The organism is Pseudomonadota bacterium (genome assembly GCA_039193195.1).
Taxonomy (GTDB): Bacteria; Pseudomonadota; Gammaproteobacteria; order Steroidobacterales; family JBCBZW01; genus JBCBZW01.
Window position 1 is genome coordinate 1 of record JBCCWS010000049.1, and the last position, 17,627, is coordinate 17,627.

The following is a 17,627-nucleotide window of genomic DNA, read 5'->3' on the forward strand; positions in this document are numbered from 1 at the left end:
GCTCGTGTTCGCTGGGATCATCACCTTCCCAAATGATCGCGACCTGGTCTCCGCGCTCCTCTAGATGGCGATCGAGGCAGTTCGCCGCCGCGTTGAGCTTGCCATCCTCAAACCAGCGTATCGACACGTTGGCGGGACCGAAGGAAGTGTTCTTCACCCGCGTGTAGGGCTGCATCCAGTCCAGCCGCTTGCCCTGTTCTCCCCAGAAGGTCTCCGGGGTCTCGATGGAGCGCCGGTACATCGCCTCGTAGCTGCGCGCATTCAGTCGGTAGGTCTGTGACTGGTGCGTATCGTCGAGCTCGCTCTTGCTGGTGACCATTGTCATCATCCCCCGTTGGCCGCGTAGTGGTGTCTTGCAATCAGTGCAATGCCATGGATTGCAACCAAGTGGATCAGAGGGTGAGCATGGCGATCTATAGCTAGTTACCGAAGGTGCTTCGCATTTCGAGTCGAGCCGGGAGCGCTCGTGCCGTGGCGCACCGGTGAGCCCTAAGGGCTGCCGGACCGCCGCCCGCTGGCCGGCGCTCCGTGCTCGTGAGAGGCTTGCCGCATTGCTCGAATAGATACGCTGGGGCGCGCAGGGAGGAGCCATGGGCGGCGAAGGCGAACCTGAACAGGCAGAGCGAGCGGACGACGCTGCGGAAAACACCTACCCCTTTGTGGCACCGAGCCATCAGTTGCCGTGCTCCGCGCCGCTGGGGTGGCTAAGTCAGGGATGGAACGACTACAAGCGCGCTTGGCCTCAAAGCCTTGCCTACGGCGTGTTCATGGCCTTGGCCAGCGTGTTGGTTAGCGCCCTGTCCTGGCGCTATGGCAGTGCACTGTTCCTGCTTTCGATGCTCGGGGGCTTCGTCTTTCTCATGCCCCTGCTCTGCATCGGGCTATACGCCTTGAGTGCCCAGTTGGAGCGTGGCCAGCCGGCCTCGTTGAGAACCGCACTGCACACGTCCTTTCGGCGTCACCTAGATAACGGCCTCGTTTTTGCCCTCGTGCTGATCGTGGTGTTCCTGGTGTGGGCGAGGGTGGGAGCCGTCATGAGTATCTTTCTCCCCGAGCAGAGTGATCCGCCGCTGTCAGATTTGATCACCTACTACTCGATCGGCACCGCGGTGGGCGCGGTCTTCACGGCCGTCGCGTTTTCAGCCAGCGCCTTTTCCCTGCCGATGGTGGTGGATCGGCGCGTGGACATGATCACTGCGGTAATCACGTCCGTAAACGCCGTGCTGCGCAACAAAAAGGTGATGGTGCTTTGGCTCGGCTGTATCGTGGCGGCGCTGCTGCTGGGCGTGCTCACGGCGTTCGTGGGGCTCGCAGTGACCATGCCCGTCATTGGCCACGCAGCCTGGCACGGCTATCACGCCACGATCGATGCGAGCGGATTCCCGCGTCATCAGACCGGCGTGACGGCGAGTCCTAGAAGACCCGTCGCCCCGACGGCCTGATGGCGGGGTGCTCGTGCTAGCGGCTGGCGCGTCCGAAGCGACGGCCGATGTGGAAGCCGTAGGTGAGCGGATCGATCTCCACCGTGCCTAGGGCGGTGCCGTCGAGGGTGGCATCGGTGTCGATGTCGATCCAGCGCAAGTCAGCGCCGACAAACCACTGGTCTAACACCTGAACGTCGATACCCGCTTGTGCCGCGAAACCAAAGGACGTGCCCAGAGAGAGATCGGTGCCGTCGAGTGCGCCCTCCGTGTCTTCACCGAAGAACAGGGTCAGGTTGATGCCTGCCCCCACGTACGGCTGCACGCGGCCTTGCGGGTTGAAGTGATACTGCAGCGATAGCGTGGGGGGAAGGTGTTGCGTATCGCCTACCTGATCTCCCGTATCGGCCAGATTGATGTCGTGGCCAAAGGGCGCCGCCGCCAGCAGTTCGACGGCTAGCCTGTCAGTGACGAAGTAGGAAACGTCGAAAGTGAACTGGGTGCCCGAGTCCACGCTGACGATGTCGGAGTTGTCCGACTTTGGGTCTACGACTTTGGCCCCTGTGCGTACGTGCCAGTCGCCCGCATCTGCGTTCGTCGCCGGTGCGGCGAGGGTCAGTGCCAGGGCTGCGAGGCCTGCGGCGCTCCATCCGTTCGCGATGCTCATTTTCCACTCCTCCTAATTACCGTGTTCGCTAAGGCGGCGAGGAGCACCTTACGTTTCTCTGCACCGCAGGCGGAATCGCCGTTAGCCGTAGCCATCCCTGCGGCTAACCCCTAGGGGGATTGCGAATTCGAGCGGTATTGCGGTGCCTGCGGGTACCGCGTTTGATTGAGGGTTCATGTGCCGTGATGCTCTGCGTCGACCGATCTTGGAGAGTCGAAGATCCATCATGGGGCGGACGCTAGAGAGTCTGGGCATGGATGTGTGCTGGTGCACAGTGTGTGGCGTGTGAATGACTTAGCGTATCGGGCGGATCTGACGGAGGGCTTGGGCGAGGGCGAGTACCTAGGAGAGGAGGCGAGGGCGCAGCTGTGTTGGGTGCCGACGGTCAACTGCGAGGACTTCACCCCTGCGCGGGCGCATCCCGAGCAGGTTGACCAGCGGATCTCTCGCAGAGGTGTTGGACCGGCCTCAGCGTGGCGATGCTTACGGACACCCGTCAGGGCTTGGATGATCTGGGCTACGCGTGTTCCTCGCAGTGGGGCCGACCGGGCGACGACGTGATCGAGCGGGCGTTCGTCGAGCGGCGGGCCCCAGACGCTCCGTCGTGCGCTTGCGCTCGCAACATGAGAAGGGCCCGTGGTGACAACGCACCACGGGCCCTGACCGTCATCGTGGCGCCGTTGGTGGCCGGCGCCGGCTGCTAGCTACTTCGACGCGCTGAAGGCCATGGCCGAGCCGGAGGCGGGCGTGTCGAAGCGATCGGCGGACATTACCTTGGTCCAAGCGGCGACAAAGTCGTCGACGAAGCGCTCGCGCGAATCGTTGAAGGCGTAGAATTCGGCCACCGCGCGCAGCTCAGCGTTCGAGCCGAACACCAGGTCCGCTTCCGTGGCCGTCCACTTCAGCTCGCCGCTCGTACGATCACGGCCTTCGTATACGTAGGGGGTCGATGCCGACGGGCCCCACGCCGTGCTCATGTCGAGCAGGTTTACGAAGAAGTGGTTGTTTAGCGTGCCGGGCGTGGCCGTGAGCACACCGTGGCTGCTGCCACCTGCGTTAGCTCCGATCGATCGCAAGCCACCGATCAGCACGGTCATCTCAGCGACGTCGAGATCGAGTAGGTCTGCCTTGTCCACCATCATGTCCGCCGGGGAGCGGATGGCGCCCTCGGCGAAGTAGTTGCGGAAGGCATCCGCGCGAGGCTCGAGGACAGCGAAGGAACGCACGTCGGTCTGGTCCTGGGTGGCGTCGCCGCGGCCGGGCGTGAACGGCACGGTCACCGTGTAGCCTGCGGCCTTGGCGGCCTGCTCGATGCCCGCGGCACCGCCGAGGACGATGATGTCAGCCATCGAGACCTGCTTGGAGCCCGACTGCTTGCGGTTGAAGTCGCGACGCACCTTGCCGAGGGTCTTCAGCACGCGGCCGAGTTCCTTCGGATCGTTGACGTCCCAGTCTCTCTGGGGCGCGAGGCGAATGCGCGCACCGTTAGCGCCGCCGCGCATATCGGAGGCGCGGAAGCTTGAGGCGGAGGCCCACGCCGTGCGCACCAGTTGCTGGGTGGTGAGGTTGGTGTTGAGGATGACGCGCTTCAGATCCACCACGTCCGAGTCGTCGATCAGCTCGTGAGTGACGGCCGGGATCGGGTCCTGCCAGATCAGCTCCTCGCCCGGCACCATGCTCCCGATGTAGCGAGCGCGGGGGCCCATGTCGCGGTGGGTCAGCTTGAACCATGCGCGAGCGAAGGCATCCGCGAACTCCTCTGGGTTCTTACGGAAGTTCTCGGTGATCTTGCGGTACGCGGGATCTTCGCGCAGGGCGAGATCGGTGGTGAACATGATCGGCGCGTGGCGCTTACCGTCCACGTGCGCGTCCGGCACGAGGCTACCCGCAGCAGCTTCCGAGGGCACCCACTGGGTGGCGCCGGCCGGGCTCTTGCTCTTTACCCACTCGAAGGCGTAGAGGTTGTCGAGGTACTGGGTGGTCCAGGCGATGGGGTTCGCTGACCAGGCGCCCTCGAGTCCGCTGGTGACCGTGTCTTCGGCGTTGCCCTTGCCGCAGCTGTTGGTCCAACCGAAGCCCTGGGCCTCAACCTTGTTGCCGGCGGGCTCGACGCCCGTGCACTCGTCAGGTTTGTGGGCACCGTGGGCCTTGCCGAAGGTGTGGCCGCCGGCGATTAGGGCTGCGGTCTCCACATCGTTCATGGCCATGCGGCCGAAGGTCTCACGAATATCGCGGGCGGCCGCTAGGGGATCGGGGTTGCCGTTGGGGCCTTCGGGATTGACGTAGATTAGACCCATTTGCACCGCAGCGAGCGGTTTCGCTAGCTTGCGGTCGCCGTGATAGCGCTCATCGGCGAGGAACTTCTTCTCAGGCCCCCAGTACACGAGCTCAGCTTCCCAATCGTCCTCACGACCACCGGCGAAACCGAAGGTCTTGAAGCCCATGTCCTCGAGGGCGACGTTGCCCGCGAGCACCATCAGATCCGCCCAGGAGATCTTGTTGCCGTACTTCTGCTTGATCGGCCACAGCAGGCGACGGGCCTTATCAAGGTTTCCATTGTCAGGCCAGCTGTTTAGCGGTTCGAAGCGCTGCTGTCCGCCTGCCGCGCCACCGCGGCCGTCGAGGGTGCGATAGGTGCCTGCGCTGTGCCAGGCCATGCGAATGAAGAAGGGGCCGTAGTGACCGTAGTCGGCGGGCCACCAGTCCTGGGAGTCGGTCATTAGGGTGGTGAGTTCGGCCTTCACGGCGTCCAGGTCTACCGAGGCGAAGGCCTCGGCGTAGTCGAAGTCCGTGCCCATCGGGTTGGACTGCGTGGCGTTCTGGCGCAACGGCTGAAGGTTCAGCTGCTCTGGCCACCAGAACTTGTTGGTCTTTGCTTCACCGGCGGCGAGGCTCACGCCGGCCGGCACCATGGCCACCGCGATAGCGGCAGCTAAGGTTTTCGCATGCTTGATCATGGGTATCTGAGTCTCCGCAACGATTATCAGACGGATGAATTATCAACGAGTGGGCCGCACGTGATGCCCGCTGAATGGCAGCACCAGTTGACTCGATTTGATAGTCTGCCACCGATTGTTAGCGCCGGATAAGGCTCAATTACTATGGCTAAGAGAGCCGTGGCCTATCAGTGCCTCGGCACGCCGCATCCGGGCATGAAGTCTATCGCCCCCGCTCCAAGGGGCGAGCTTCACCGTTCGTGTTGCACGGCAAAACTCACGCTAGAGGCAAGAGAATTGCCGGCGTGTAGGGGTCACGCGACTCTGTGTGCGTCGTTAGTTTCCCCTACCTAGGAGGATCGACGCCAGCAGGTATGTGGGGTCTTTGTGGCCACCCTGCCGCCTCTAGGAGTGCCCACCCGACTAGCGCGAGTAGCAGGTTGTCCCATCGCGCGTCCCCTAGCGCAGTGAGCTGAGCGCCGAGAGGCAAGAGGTGAAGCACGGCCACCAAGCGAAGCACGTTGCTCGCGGTGAAGCGCTGACGGGCGATGGCGGTGCCCCAACGCCGTCCTCCCCACAGGCAGGCGGCGCACAGCGCGATGCCCGCCGGCAGCAGCCACCATTGGCGAGACATGAAATAGCCTTGCGTAAACACGAGCAGCAGCGCGCTAGCCCAGGCGATCACCCAGAGTTGGAAGCCCAACATACGGACGCGCGGACGCGTCATTGGAGCGCCTCGGCGATTACCCTACCGTCGTAGAAGATGGTGCCGTGTCCTCCGTCGAACCAACGCAGCTCGCTATGCGGTACGAGCTCGTGCATGCGTTCGGCTGCCCAGGGTTCCACCACCGTGTCGTGCCGACCGTGCACGATGAGTGTGGGTGTTTGCAGTGAGCGCAAGTGGTAGGCGACCTCGTTTAGATCCGTGTCCAGGTAGCTGCGCAGAAAGCCATGTCGGGTTCGAAGGTCCAGCACCAGGCTGCCGGGATAGGCCAGCAGGAACGGCGCGCTGATCCAGTAACGCAGGCGCTCAAGGGGATACACCGGGATCGGCTCCGCCTCGGGGATGCCCATGCTGTCGAGGAGCACGATCTGCGAAATCCGCTCGGGCGCAGCGATTGCCGCTTCGACGGCCACCGCCCCGCCCCACGAGTAGCCGAGCACGCGGGCGCGATCGATGCTCTGGCGATTCATGAACGCAAGCACTACCTCGGCCGCAGCATCCACGCCATAGTCCCGCGCGCCCATTCGTGACCCGCCGAAACCGGGCATATCGAGCGCGTATACGGTGCCGTCGATGAGCGGTGCTAGGAGGGAAAAATCGCCGCGCGTTCCCGGGCTGCCGTGCACTGCGATGGTGACGGGGCTGCCGTCGCCGTAGCGGTCGAAGCGGATGTCTTGCGTTGCCGGCAGTTGCAGGAGCTGCCCCACACCAACGACCATCGTGATCAGCAGCAGCGCCCGCCCGACGAGGGCGATGCGTGACTGAGGGAGTCGGGCGGACATAGGACAAGAGCCTCGAGCGCGGTAGGGAGCCGCAGGATAGGAGGCATCGCAGATTTCGGCAACTCGCCGCAACTCGATGTCGAACAGCGGAATGAACCCTCAGGCGTCGAGGGGTTCCTAACGGTACGGAGCGAGCGATTTCAATGCCAGCACAGCGGGTGATCGGATGTCAGTGACCATCGGTGCTCACAAGACTATTGGCCTGGGCTTGGCATGTGCCGTGCTCAGCGCCTGTGGTGGCGGGGGCGGTACGCCGCAAAGCTCGGGCCCGGCCGAGACGATCGCCCCGGCACCGAATCAAGCGCCCGTCGCCGATGCTGGTGCGACGTTCAGCGCCCGCGAAGGCGAGCAGGTCAGCGTGCTTGGCACCGTGAGCGATGCTGATGGAGTCATTGGCAGCGTCGGCTGGCGCCAGATCGACGGTCCCCCGGTGGAACTTCAGAACGCGGACACGGCGCGCCTACAGTTCCAGGTGCCTACCCTCAACGCCGACGCCAGCGCGACCTTCGAACTCTCAGTCGAGGATGACGACGGCGCGAGCGATGCGGATCAGCTTGAAATCAACTTCCTCGCCAACTTCGATATCGCTGGCAGCGTCTTCGCCGCACCGGGGGTTGACAGCGATGGAGACGTCAACGATCCCGGCACCCCATTGCTAAGAAACGACGACATCGCCACCGCCCAACCGTTGGCGAACCCCGTGCTGGTCGGAGGCTTCGCCAACCAACCCGGTACCGGTACGCAGATCGGCCAACTTCGGTCGATCGGTGACGTGGACGACTTCTACCGCCTGAATGCCGTGGCCGATCAACGGGTGTCGCTGTTCATCGAGTCCGAGCGCCCGGCCATCAACGACCTCGACTTGTTGCTCCTCGACCTCGAGGGCAACGTGCTCGATGTGTCCCTATCGGTTGGCGCCTTCGAGCAGATTGTGATACCCGCAGACGGCGAGTACCTGGTGGCGGTGATGGCATTCTCCGGCGCGTCCAGCTACCTACTGAGCGTCGGCCAGAGCGTGGCAGAGGTGGTCGATGACGGCACGGCCCTGCGCCTAAGCGATGACTTCGTCGTCGATCAAGCGGTTGCCCGCGTGCGTGAAGACACGATCACCGCGAAGGGTGGAATGGAGGCCCTGAGCAAGCGCGAGGGGCTGGAGCTGCTCGGCGGAGGCCAAAGGCGCCGTCGCCTGCTCGATACGCGCGCTATGCGACGTGCGAGCGATAGCTCGGCTGCAAGGCACTATCTGTCCTTCGCAAAGGACCAGACGACAGCGAAGAAGTTGAGGACCTTGCTCGCCGTGAAGGCGCTGCAGAAGCGCGATGACGTGCGCTCCGCATCGCCCAACTACTGGCGCTACGCCACGCTTCAGCCGGTCGATGAATTCGCCTCGCTGCAGTGGCACTATCCCGCGATCGGCCTGCCGGCTGCTTGGGATCTCACCCAGGGAGACGCGTCGGTGATCGTCGCGGTGATCGACACGGGGGTGCTGACGTCGCATCCGGATTTTGCGGGCAAGCTCACGCCAGGCTTCGACTTCATCAGCAGTGCGAACAACGCACGCGATGGCGACGGCATCGACGACGATCCGGACGATCCGGGCGATCTCGGCGGCGGCGGCGGCAGCAGCTTCCACGGGACTCACGTGGCGGGCACCGTTGGCGCCCTGACGGACAATGGCACTGGCGTCGCCGGGAGTGGCTGGAACACGCGCATCATGCCCCTACGGGCCCTAGGTCGCTTGGGCGGGTCCAGCTTCGACATTGCTCAGGCGATGCGCTATGCCGCAGGGTTACCAAACGACTCCGGTCGCTTGCCAGCACAGCGTGCCGACGTGATCAACCTCAGCCTCGGGGGCGCGGGATTTTCCCAAAGCACCCAGGATCTGATCGACGACATTCGCGCCGCCGGTGTAATGGTGGTGGCAGCGGCGGGAAATAGCTCCACCAGCGCGCCGTCCTATCCCGCGGCTTACGACGGGGTGATCTCCGTCTCTGCGGTGGACATCAATAGCAACATCGCCAGCTACTCGAATTTTGGCCCCAGCATCGATCTGGCGGCACCGGGCGGGAGCACCGGCACGGACGTGAACGGCGATGGCTTTGGCGATGGCGTACTGAGCACGATTGGCGATGACTCGACCGGTGAGATTCGCCTCGGCTACGGGTTCCTACAAGGCACCTCCATGGCATCGCCACACGTGGCCGGTGTGGTGGCCCTAATGAGGGCTGTGGCTCCCCAGCTCACGCCGGCCCTGATCGACGAGTTGATCCAGAACGGATCGCTGAGCGATGACTTGGGCGCGAGCGGACGGGATGACCTCTACGGGCATGGGCTGGTCAACGCGCTGGACGCCGTATTGGCAGCGATCGAAGTGGCCGGGGGAGAACTCCCCGAGCCTCGTCCGGTCGCCGTGGCAACGCCGCCGGCGCTGAACTTCGGAATCACGGTGGCGGCTCAGCGAATCGCCTTGAGCAACGTTGGTACGGGCGACTTGCAGGTGGAGCCCCCCGTAGTGGACCCGTCGGCGCCTTGGCTCACGGTGGAGGTAGCGCAGGCCGATGGGAACGGCGAAGGGGAGTATCTACTGCGCGTCGCGCGTGAGGGCTTGGCACCTGGGACCTACCAGGGGGAAGTACGCTTCTCCACTAACGGCGGCGAGGTGGCCGTGGCGGTGATCATGCAGGTGGTGAACGGCGAAGCCCAACTGGGCAGCGCCGGCAACCAGTTCGTGCTGTTGATCGATGACGATAGCGGCACGGTCATCGCCCAAGCTGAGCCGGGCACGGTGCGCGGGAGCTTGCCGTACGCGTTTCCCAACGTGCCTCCAGGACGCTACCTGATCGTCAGCGGAACTGACATGGACGCCGACGGTTTCATCTGCGATGCGGCGGAGGCCTGTGGGGCGTTCCCCGTCCTCGACCCTCTGGAGCTGCAGGCCGTGACGATCGAGGCCGATCAGGACGATCTCGATTTCATCACCACCTTCAACGGCGAGCTCGCCAGCGCCCAAGCGACTGCGGCCGCGCAGGCGGGCAATGGCAATGCGGCGTCCGCAGTGCGAAGCGCCATGGGCACAACGGGCATCCCGACTGCCGTGGGCGCGCGGCTGACACCTTAGGCGGCTTCGCGGTGACCTAGGGCGAAGTCGAGGGCGCCGCAGGTGGCAGCTACTTGGGCAGCGTTGCACTGGGCATCGGTGACCCGGTCGCTGTCCGGGTAGACCTCGGTCGTGCTCGTGTAAGGCGCGTCGGTAACCCCTGCGCACAGGCCGAGTCGTCGACTCGGAATGTGGATGATCCCCGGCGCGTCGGCTTGCACGCCGATGAGCTTGCCGTTGGCATCCACGTCCGCGATGTGAGTGACCTCGGTGACCGCATCGATGATGGCTTGCTGGAAGGCAAGCACCTTACGGTCTTGATCGCCAACCGTGTAGAAACCGTCCGGGATCGAATCCGCTTCGAATGCCTTACCATCCCGTGCGGCAAGTGCCGGGCGGAACTCCTCTTCGTCACTATCCGTTGTCTCGTGCAGGTCGATGTGCATGAGGAAGCGGAGCTTGCGCGAGCCGAGCAGAGCCATCGCGGCGGCGGCTTCCTCGGCCGGTGCATTGGCGATGAAGGAGCGGTTTGGGTCGACGGCGTTCGGGTTCCATCGGGTGATCATCTCGTAGCCCCAAGGGCTGACGCAGGGCAGTACGAGGAGGTTCACGCGATCGAGGTAGGCTTGGGCGTGGCCACGCACGAAGTCCAGGGCCCCTTGTACGCCGCTTGTCTCATATCCATGTACGCCACCGGTGACCAGAATCCAGGGGGCGGAGGTACCGGCTCGATCAGCGCTAAGGGCGAACAGCGGGTAGCGTTGGGCGTCCACGGGAAGGGCACCGTACTGCGTGATCGTAAAGGCCTCGGGCAGCTCATCTTGCAAGCGCCTAAGCACCTGCTCTTGATAGCTGCGCGTCGGCGATTGCGCCTCGAACCAGGCACGGCGTTCGACATCACCCCAGGGCGTGCCCGGGGTGCCGATGGGGTAGAAGCGCGGCATAGAAACCTCTCCTATCGATTAGGTGGATGGGCAGGCGGAGGGAGTAGGGTGTGAACGACGACCTGATCGGTGACGCGCTGATCGGCCAGCATACCGCCGACGGTCACCCAGGTGCCCGCCCATGGTGCGAGGGCGCGGTGGTCCATTGTCGCAGGCGCGTCGCTCGCCAGCATTTGCCACCGGTTCGTGCGCAGATCGTAGTAGAAGTGATCTGCGGACGGCTCGGCGGGTTCACCGTCGTAGCCGATGCCATCGTAGTTGTATGGATTGTTGCTTCCGCCGACAAACACCACGGCGCCGAGGGCGCGGGCGCCGACGGCGGCCATGCGGTAGCGCGGCCGGCCTGGATGGTCATCGATACGCCGCCAGTCGATGCGCCGTGGGTTGTCTGGGTCGATCTTGCCGGTGTAGCAGGCACTGTTCGCGACGAAGTCGCGGCGGCGCGCGTGGTGCACTCGGACAGCGACGCCGTCACAGTAGACGATGGTGTTGCCCACGATGCCTCCGGCGTGACCGAACACAGCTCGGCCCGGCACGGGCGTGGCCTGCTGCCAGCTGTCGGTGTTGCGGTCGTAGCGTTGCACGAGATTGACGTTGCCGTCGTCGTGCCAGCCGCTGATGAGATAGGCGAAGCGATCTTGATACGCCACTGCCACGGCGTCATCCACGGGCACGGGCATTGCCTGTGCACTCTCGAAAGTTGCGGTCAGAGGATCGAACGCGTGGACCCACGGGGTGGACCGCTCGCTGCCGTCGCTGCCCACCGCGTAGCCGCCAAACACGTAGGCTCGTGATCCGAGCGCCACGGCGGTCGCAGCGAGGCGGCCGACGCCACCAGGCAGGGGCGGGGCCTCGCGCCAGCTTGCCGCGTCCGTTGCCAACACGAAGGTGCGCGCATGGGTGTCACGGTAGGTCTTGCCTGAGCCGAGTCCGGCGAAGCTCACCAAGTAGGCGCGACCCGCGTTGTCTGTCACCGTGACCACGGCGTTGTTGGAGGTAGGCATCGGCAAGGGTGGCGGTGTGAGTTCGGCGCCCACGCTGACGGTGGCAGTGACAAAGGCCGTAAGGAGGAGGAGCTGGGGAAGCGTCTGGGCGGGCACGGGCGAATGTCACCGATGGTAAGTTTCCACAGGAGTCTATCAGCACCTTTCCTAGGCCCTGAGCGAGCAACCGACGCGTATCGCAGCTGGGAACTGACCGCCAACGACGTCGGCCCGTGAGGTATGCTCCGTGTTGCTCAACCGACGGGCGGACGGAGTCGCCAGTGTCGCCAAGAGGCCAAGGAAAACCATGGGAGTGAGTGCTCGTGCACTCACCGGTCAGCGCAAGCCCGCAGGGTGGCCTGCCGGTGCGCTAGGGACGTGCCAGCGGCTCGTGCTGCTTTTGGTCGTCTGCCTGTCACAGTTTCCTAGCGTTGGGGCGCAAGACGTACGCGTTCAGCGCTTCCGCCCGGACCTAGACTTGTATCCGCAGTACTTTTCGGTCGCTCAGGGCCCCGACGGCATGGTGTACGTGGGGCATGAGAACGGCGTGCTTCGCTTCGACGGCAATCGCTGGGCGCTGATCGAGGTCGTGTCACGCGGCCCGGTGCGTGCCCTTCATCGCGATGCGCAAGGCAGGATCTGGGTCGGTGGTGCCGAGTGTTTCGGCTACCTAGAGCGTCGCGCGGACGGCGCTGAGCGTTATGTCGACCTCACCCCTGCCTTCGAGGGTGAGCTTGCGGGCGCGACCTTCGGTGACATCCTGCAAATCGTCGAGTTGGACGGGCAGCTGTGGTTCGCGGCGGAGCAACACCTGTTCGCCCTCGCCAGCGATGGCCGTCCGTTGGGCCTGTGGTTCAACCCCGGTCGCTTCGGCGCGATTGCCGCGGTGCGAGGAGCCCTGTGGGTGCATTGGTTCGAACGCGGCATATTGCGCTTGCTCAAGGGCGAGTTTGCGTCGGTGCCCACGGGCGAGGCCTTCGCTGACGACGACGTAGCGTTCATCCACGAGCTGCCCGACGGGCGGGTGTTGATCTACGACTGGTCCCCGCAGCTGCGACTTTGGGACAACGGCGTCGTGAACAGTATCGATGGGCTCTCCTACGACGACCTCGCCCCGCTCAGTGCTTTGCACGTCCTCGAACGGGACAAGGTCGCCTTTGGCGGCACCGACGGGGTTTTGCGTGTGCTCGACCTGCGCACCAAGCGCTTTGCGCACGTGCCGGTGACCGATAACTACATTTCTTCCATCGAGCGCGGCGCCGACGGCGCACTGTTGCTGATCGACGACGGCGGCCTGTTGCGCTTGCCCTGGCCTGCGCAGTGGATCGAGTACGGATCAAAGGCCGGATTCACCGGCTCGGTGATGCACATACTCAGTGCCGATGATGAGCTGATCCTCTCTACCGACGCGGGTGTGTTTGCCGCGGAGCTCGCCGATGACGGGCTGCCGGTGGTGCCCTTCAAACGCCTGCCTTGGGAGACACAGGACACCTGGCAGGTCCACGACACACCATACGGCCGCCTAGTGGCTGACCGCGCGGGCGTACAGCACCTGGTGGGTGGGCGCTTGAGGCTGGTGGGACTGGAGGGAGTTCTCCCGCGTCTGATGATCACCGATCGAAGGGATGATCGGCTGGTGTGGGTCGGCGCCGAGATGGGGCTCGGTGCACTTCGTTACGAGGGCAGTGAGTGGCGCGAACTCGCCAGCTTGCGCCGACCCGGGCTGGTTGTTTGGTCAATGGTCCCCACCGGCGAGGACGACACCGTCTGGCTAGGGACCAACCGCGGATTGATGCAGGCCACCCTGGTGGAGGATAACGGGGCCAGCATCGTGCTCAGCGACGCGCTTGGCGAAGGGCTAGGCTTGGCCTACGGAAATACGCCCTACGCGGAGGTCAGCGAGACGCCGACGGGCATCGTCGTGGCGACCGATGCGGGTCTATACCGGTGGGACGGGCAGGCCTTTATCGAGGACGACATCAAGGGCCTGCGCGGGTTGCTAGTCGGCGAGGAGCTGCCTTGGTTTGAGGTCGACTCGCAGGGCAAGCTCTTCGCGCAGAGTTATCGCGCGCTCTACCGACTCGACAACGACAATTGGGCTGTCACGAACTTGGCTGAGCTGCGGGCCGGGCCCGTCGAAGCCTTCGCCCACGGACGCGAGGGTGCCCTTTGGCTCGGCGGCGCCCGCCTGTTCCACCACCGACCTCACGGGGAGCCGAGCACCCTGGCGCAGCCCCTTTCCGTGGTTGGCCTTGAGCGCCGTGATCCCGGGCAAACTGCCTCCGAGTCCCTGGCAGTGAACCGCCCCGTCGCGTTGCGGGGGCGCAGCGCGCGAGTGACGGCCCGCTTCGGGTTGACTGATCTGGCGCAAACTGAGCCGGCGCGCTACCGCTACCGCTTGCAGGGCGAGGCGTCAGACTGGAGCCCGTGGCAGCGCGAGCCGCAGGCCACGCTCGATCTGGCCGTTGGGGAGCATGCGCTCGAGGTGCAGGCGCGCACGGGCAGCGGCCATGTCTATGAGGCTGCCCCGGTGTCCCTGAGCCTTACGCCCCATCCTCACGATAGCGATCTGGTGCGTATCGCGATCGCCGGTGGTGCCGCCGTCCTCCTAGTGCTCGCCGCCTACGCGAATAGCCGGCGCAAGCTACACGCGCTCGCCGCGCGCAATCGCCTGCTCGACGACATCGTGCGTCGACGAACGGAACAGCTGCGCGAGGCCAATCGGCTGCTGACCCAGCAAGCGCAGCGGGACCCGCTGACGGGCATCGGTAACCGGCGCATGTTCGATCAACGACTCTCGATGCTCTTCGAGCGCGCTCACCTCGAGCGCCTGACGCTCTCCCTGTTGCTAATTGATGTGGATCACTTCAAGCAGTACAACGACGCCTGGGGGCACCAGGCGGGTGATAGCCTCCTGCGTGAGCTGGCGCAGACCCTTGCCGGCCTTGTACGGGCCGATTGCACGGTCGCCCGCTACGGTGGCGAGGAGTTCGCCGTGGTGGCGCCTGGGTCTGATCGGACGGCCGCGGCCGCGCTCGCCCGGCGCCTAGTGAGTGCCCTGCCAAAGGCGCTCGATGGGGAGACCGTGAGCATCGGTGTAGCGACCTTTACTGCGGGCGTTGACGCAAGCGTAGACGACATGATCGCGCGCGCGGACGAGGCCCTTTACCTGGCCAAGCACCGTGGTAGGAATCGTTTCGAGCAGGCCGCCTAAGGGTCGCGCCCCTTAGGGCAGCGCGCGTTGCAGGTAGATCACTTCTTTCGTGCCCGCTTCTAGCACCTGGGTACCCACCTCTTCGAAGCCTAGGCGCTGGTGAAAGCGCAGAGACCCTGGGTTGGGGGGCTTGCGGTTGACTTCGCAGCCGATGAAGCGATAGTGCGCCGCGCTTGCCTCGAAGGCGGCGCGGTAGAGTTGCTCGCCAAGGCCCGATCCACGCGTCGTGGCGTCCACGGCAATGCGGTCTACGTACACCAGGTGCTCGCTGTTGGCTTCGAACCAGCGCAGGTTGGCACTCGGGTAAGCGGTGGTACCGGGGCGCATGAGGATCACAAACCCTACGGGCTGCTCCGAATCGGTGACGGCGACAAAGCTGTTCTGTGCGATGTCAAACCATCGCCCCAAGGTGGTGAGCGTCTCCTCGCTCACCCCTGGCGTGCTCAGTCTGTTGATTCGATGCAAGGCGGTTAGGTCGTCATCACGATAGTCACGTATGCGAAACACGGGCCCTCACCTGATCGAGGTGATCTCGACGCCAAATGCAAAGTATGCGTCGTGGAGCGGGCTGCTCGCCAGTCGCTACACACCTATCCTGCAGCGGGGCAACGTGATGGCTCGGTTCAGGTCACGGGGGAGTCGGAGGTGACAGCAGCACGCGCAGGTACAGCGGTAAGTGAGCGGCGTCGCTTGGTCTTGGGTGCGCTGGGCGGGGTCGGCGTGCAGCCGAGCTGCGCCGTGTCCATGGGCGATCTCTCCCCGGGTGCGACACCGGTCGAAACGAATGGGTCCACGAGCGCTGGTAGCGCCGATCCGCAGCGGGTTGCCCAAGACGAGGCGCATTGGGCGAAGGTAGCCCAAGCCTACGACCGCACCGAAGGAATTGCGAACCTCGAACACGGCTACTGGGGGCGTATGGCGCGCCCCGTGCGCGAGCGAAATCGCCAACCTGAGGCGGGTCGAAATTGACGGTGCATGGTACGCGCGTCGCGACTACGCAGCCGACCATTACATGCGGACGGGGACCCTGGACCGGGTCGCGCCCTGCCCGGACGAGGCTCACCGGTCTGCAAGCGTGGCGTCGAGGGTACACACGGGCACCTCTAGCTTCGCCTCGGTGATGACCGTCCCCGCAGCCTTGGACTTTCACCATGCGGTTGGCGGCGCCTACAAGGAGGCACGCCTACGTTACCTGCGCAGCCTGTGGACGGAGCCCGCAGGCGAAATGGAGCATGTCGAAACCCTCGGTGGTCTCGATGAAGCGTCGTGGAGCGGAATAGGCTCCCTTCGACTTCGCGATCGCTCGACAGAGCAGGACGCGCGGTCATTGCAGCAAGCGCTGGAGGCTGCGGGTGTGTTTACCGTGATCAGGGTGGGTTTGGGCGGCGGTGCCTGCGTGCGTATCACCCCGCAAGTGTTCACTCAGCCGGCGCAGATCAGCGCCTTGGTTGACGTCTTGAAGCGCTTGCGAAGCTAAGCACCAAGCGTTGCGCGCGAGCGAGTTCCGAGCCGTGTGATGAGCTGCACAAAACCGCGTCTGTCTGGACAGGTCGATGCGGACCAGATCACAGGGGATCCACTTCAGCTCACAGCTGCCAGGCTCGAACACGGGGTTCTGTGATACGGCCCTGGAGCGTTGAGTGGGCGGGCGTGAAATGCTCTCACCCTGCGCGTCGCTCCCCGCGACGCTGAGAGGGCTTGGGATGCTCCAAGAGAAGGTACTGTGTGTCGACGACGAACCGCGGGTGGGGCAGGGTTATGCCCGGGCTCTGCGGAAGGTCATGCCGCTCGACCTGGCGAGCTCCGGACCGCAGGCGCTCGAGATGATTCGCACCAACGGTCCGTACGCGGTCGTCGTCAGCGATATGCGCATGCCGGGCATGGACGGTCTCGAGCTGCTCGAGCAGGTCGAGCGGATCAGTCCAGACACGGTGCGCATCATGCTCACAGGCAACATCGACATGCGTACGGCTAGTGAGGCGATCAATCGCGGCGGTGTGTTCCGCTATCTGGTCAAGCCCTGCGGCGCGCGCGCCTTCGCTGAAGCCGTTGTCGATGGCGTGAAGAAATTCCAGGTGCGCCGGGCGGAACGTGAGGTGCTCGATTGTCCGGGCGACGGCGCGGCCGAAGTCAGCTGTGAGCTGCTGGAGCTCATCGCACCCGGCATGTTGGATCGGGTGCCCGTGATAGAGGCCTTGCTCGATGGCTTGCTCACGCAGCTCCAACAACCCGTCGGGTGGTCCACCGCCGTGCTCGCACCCCTAGCGCTGGTCGGCGTGGCGGGCGCGGACACGGGTGCCGACGCGCAGCGCAGCGCGAGATTCTCCGAACTGAGCGCCAAGATAGCCGACGCCGTGCCGCGCCTCGGTGTCCTCTCAGAGGGCGTGCGGTACCAGATGAAGAACTACGATGGTAGTGGCCTACCAGAAGATGCGCTCTTGGGTGAGCAGATCCCCTTCGTCGGACGGCTGCTGCGGGTGACCCTCGCCTTCGACGCCCAATGCCAACGCAGTCTCAGCGATCAACAGGCGTACGAGGCGCTTGCCGCAAACAAGGAGTGGTTCGACCCCGAGCTGCTTGAGGCACTCTCGCAGCACCTGTCGGCTGCGAAGGGCGTAGTCGCCCCCGAGGGCAAGGAGGGCATTCCCGTGGCCGTGAAGGAGCTGCGCGAGGAGATGGTGCTCAGCATGCCTGTGACCACGCCCTCCGGCACTGTCTTGATGGGGCGCGGCAAGGTCCTGACGGAGCGGGCCATCGAACGGCTGCAGTCCTTCGCGCAACACGAACAGATCGAACAACAGGTGTGGATCTATGAGATGCCGGCTCAGGCCGCCGACTGATGTCCGATCCCACGTCCAG

15 protein-coding genes are annotated in these 17,627 nt (G+C 64.6%); 7 read left to right on the forward strand and 8 right to left on the reverse strand.

Translation table 11 applies throughout. The features are described from left to right. Positions 1–319: acetyl-coenzyme A synthetase N-terminal domain-containing protein (locus AAGA68_23275; GenBank protein MEM9387996.1), on the reverse strand; the 319-nt coding region annotated here is incomplete at its 3' end. Positions 320–590: 271 nt separating this feature from the next. Here AAGA68_23275 and AAGA68_23280 point away from each other — a divergent pair. Further along, entirely contained in the window at positions 591–1,442 is an 852-nt protein-coding gene (locus tag AAGA68_23280; GenBank protein ID MEM9387997.1) for a DUF2189 domain-containing protein, read from the forward strand. A 16-nt stretch (positions 1,443–1,458) separates the two neighbouring features. On the opposite strand, the gene AAGA68_23285 is transcribed toward AAGA68_23280, so the two are convergent. Then, on the reverse strand, positions 1,459–2,088 hold the full coding sequence (locus AAGA68_23285; protein ID MEM9387998.1) for an OmpW family outer membrane protein: 630 nt from the start codon (positions 2,086–2,088) through the stop codon (positions 1,459–1,461). Positions 2,089–2,561: 473 nt separating this feature from the next. Between AAGA68_23285 and AAGA68_23290 the strand changes: the two genes are divergently transcribed. Then, positions 2,562–2,792 carry a hypothetical protein gene (locus AAGA68_23290; protein ID MEM9387999.1) on the forward strand — a complete coding sequence of 77 codons (231 nt, stop codon included), beginning with the start codon at positions 2,562–2,564 and terminating at the stop codon, positions 2,790–2,792. On the opposite strand, the gene katG is transcribed toward AAGA68_23290, so the two are convergent. The 3 genes from katG to AAGA68_23305 all read right to left on the reverse strand — a co-directional run bounded on the left by katG (position 2,793) and on the right by AAGA68_23305 (position 6,530). Then, on the reverse strand, positions 2,793–5,045 hold the full coding sequence (gene katG / locus AAGA68_23295) for a catalase/peroxidase HPI (GenBank protein ID MEM9388000.1): 2,253 nt from the start codon (positions 5,043–5,045) through the stop codon (positions 2,793–2,795). Positions 5,046–5,370: 325 nt separating this feature from the next. Then, positions 5,371–5,751, reverse strand: a complete 381-nt coding sequence (locus AAGA68_23300) for a hypothetical protein (GenBank protein ID MEM9388001.1) — start codon at positions 5,749–5,751, stop codon at positions 5,371–5,373. Continuing rightward, positions 5,748–6,530: an alpha/beta fold hydrolase gene (locus AAGA68_23305; protein ID MEM9388002.1), complete on the reverse strand. Its 783-nt coding sequence runs from the start codon at positions 6,528–6,530 to the stop codon at positions 5,748–5,750. Before AAGA68_23305 ends, AAGA68_23300 begins: the two co-directional genes overlap by 4 nt. Before the next feature lie 166 nt (positions 6,531–6,696). Between AAGA68_23305 and AAGA68_23310 the strand changes: the two genes are divergently transcribed. Further along, positions 6,697–9,648: a S8 family serine peptidase gene (locus AAGA68_23310; GenBank protein MEM9388003.1), complete on the forward strand. Its 2,952-nt coding sequence runs from the start codon at positions 6,697–6,699 to the stop codon at positions 9,646–9,648. Here the strand turns inward: AAGA68_23310 and AAGA68_23315 are convergent. Together AAGA68_23315 and AAGA68_23320 are read right to left on the reverse strand one after the other, a co-directional pair. Further along, entirely contained in the window at positions 9,645–10,571 is a 927-nt protein-coding gene (locus tag AAGA68_23315) for a DUF2817 domain-containing protein (protein ID MEM9388004.1), read from the reverse strand. The genes AAGA68_23310 and AAGA68_23315 overlap by 4 nt on opposite strands. An 11-nt stretch (positions 10,572–10,582) precedes the next feature. After that, positions 10,583–11,671, reverse strand: a complete 1,089-nt coding sequence (locus AAGA68_23320) for a galactose oxidase (GenBank protein ID MEM9388005.1) — start codon at positions 11,669–11,671, stop codon at positions 10,583–10,585. A gap of 196 nt (positions 11,672–11,867) precedes the next feature. Between AAGA68_23320 and AAGA68_23325 the strand changes: the two genes are divergently transcribed. Then, positions 11,868–14,768: a GGDEF domain-containing protein gene (locus AAGA68_23325; GenBank protein ID MEM9388006.1), complete on the forward strand. Its 2,901-nt coding sequence runs from the start codon at positions 11,868–11,870 to the stop codon at positions 14,766–14,768. A 12-nt stretch (positions 14,769–14,780) separates the two neighbouring features. Here the strand turns inward: AAGA68_23325 and AAGA68_23330 are convergent, their stop codons facing one another. After that, entirely contained in the window at positions 14,781–15,275 is a 495-nt protein-coding gene (locus AAGA68_23330) for a GNAT family N-acetyltransferase (protein ID MEM9388007.1), read from the reverse strand. A gap of 138 nt (positions 15,276–15,413) precedes the next feature. Here AAGA68_23330 and AAGA68_23335 point away from each other — a divergent pair, with 138 nt between their 5' ends. The 3 genes from AAGA68_23335 (at position 15,414) to AAGA68_23345 (ending at position 17,608) form a co-directional block, all read left to right on the forward strand. Beyond that, positions 15,414–15,737 carry a hypothetical protein gene (locus AAGA68_23335; protein ID MEM9388008.1) on the forward strand — a complete coding sequence of 108 codons (324 nt, stop codon included), beginning with the start codon at positions 15,414–15,416 and terminating at the stop codon, positions 15,735–15,737. 43 nt (positions 15,738–15,780) lie between these two features. Next, positions 15,781–16,245 carry a hypothetical protein gene (locus AAGA68_23340; GenBank protein MEM9388009.1) on the forward strand — a complete coding sequence of 155 codons (465 nt, stop codon included), beginning with the start codon at positions 15,781–15,783 and terminating at the stop codon, positions 16,243–16,245. Positions 16,246–16,471: 226 nt separating this feature from the next. Beyond that, on the forward strand, positions 16,472–17,608 hold the full coding sequence (locus tag AAGA68_23345; protein ID MEM9388010.1) for a response regulator: 1,137 nt from the start codon (positions 16,472–16,474) through the stop codon (positions 17,606–17,608). Positions 17,609–17,627: the final 19 nt, after the last annotated feature.

Excerpts from the sequence above, each read along its gene's own strand:
- AAGA68_23280 (MEM9387997.1), top strand. The coding sequence starts at position 591 with ATGGGCGGCGAAGGCGAACCTGAACAGGCAGAGCGAGCGGACGACGCT.
- AAGA68_23285 (MEM9387998.1), bottom strand. The coding sequence starts at position 2,088 with ATGAGCATCGCGAACGGATGGAGCGCCGCAGGCCTCGCAGCCCTGGCA.
- katG (MEM9388000.1), bottom strand. The coding sequence starts at position 5,045 with ATGATCAAGCATGCGAAAACCTTAGCTGCCGCTATCGCGGTGGCCATG.
- AAGA68_23300 (MEM9388001.1), bottom strand. The coding sequence starts at position 5,751 with ATGACGCGTCCGCGCGTCCGTATGTTGGGCTTCCAACTCTGGGTGATC.
- AAGA68_23305 (MEM9388002.1), bottom strand. The coding sequence starts at position 6,530 with ATGTCCGCCCGACTCCCTCAGTCACGCATCGCCCTCGTCGGGCGGGCG.
- AAGA68_23310 (MEM9388003.1), top strand. The coding sequence starts at position 6,697 with ATGTCAGTGACCATCGGTGCTCACAAGACTATTGGCCTGGGCTTGGCA.
- AAGA68_23315 (MEM9388004.1), bottom strand. The coding sequence starts at position 10,571 with ATGCCGCGCTTCTACCCCATCGGCACCCCGGGCACGCCCTGGGGTGAT.
- AAGA68_23340 (MEM9388009.1), top strand. The coding sequence starts at position 15,781 with ATGCGGACGGGGACCCTGGACCGGGTCGCGCCCTGCCCGGACGAGGCT.
- AAGA68_23345 (MEM9388010.1), top strand. The coding sequence starts at position 16,472 with ATGCTCCAAGAGAAGGTACTGTGTGTCGACGACGAACCGCGGGTGGGG.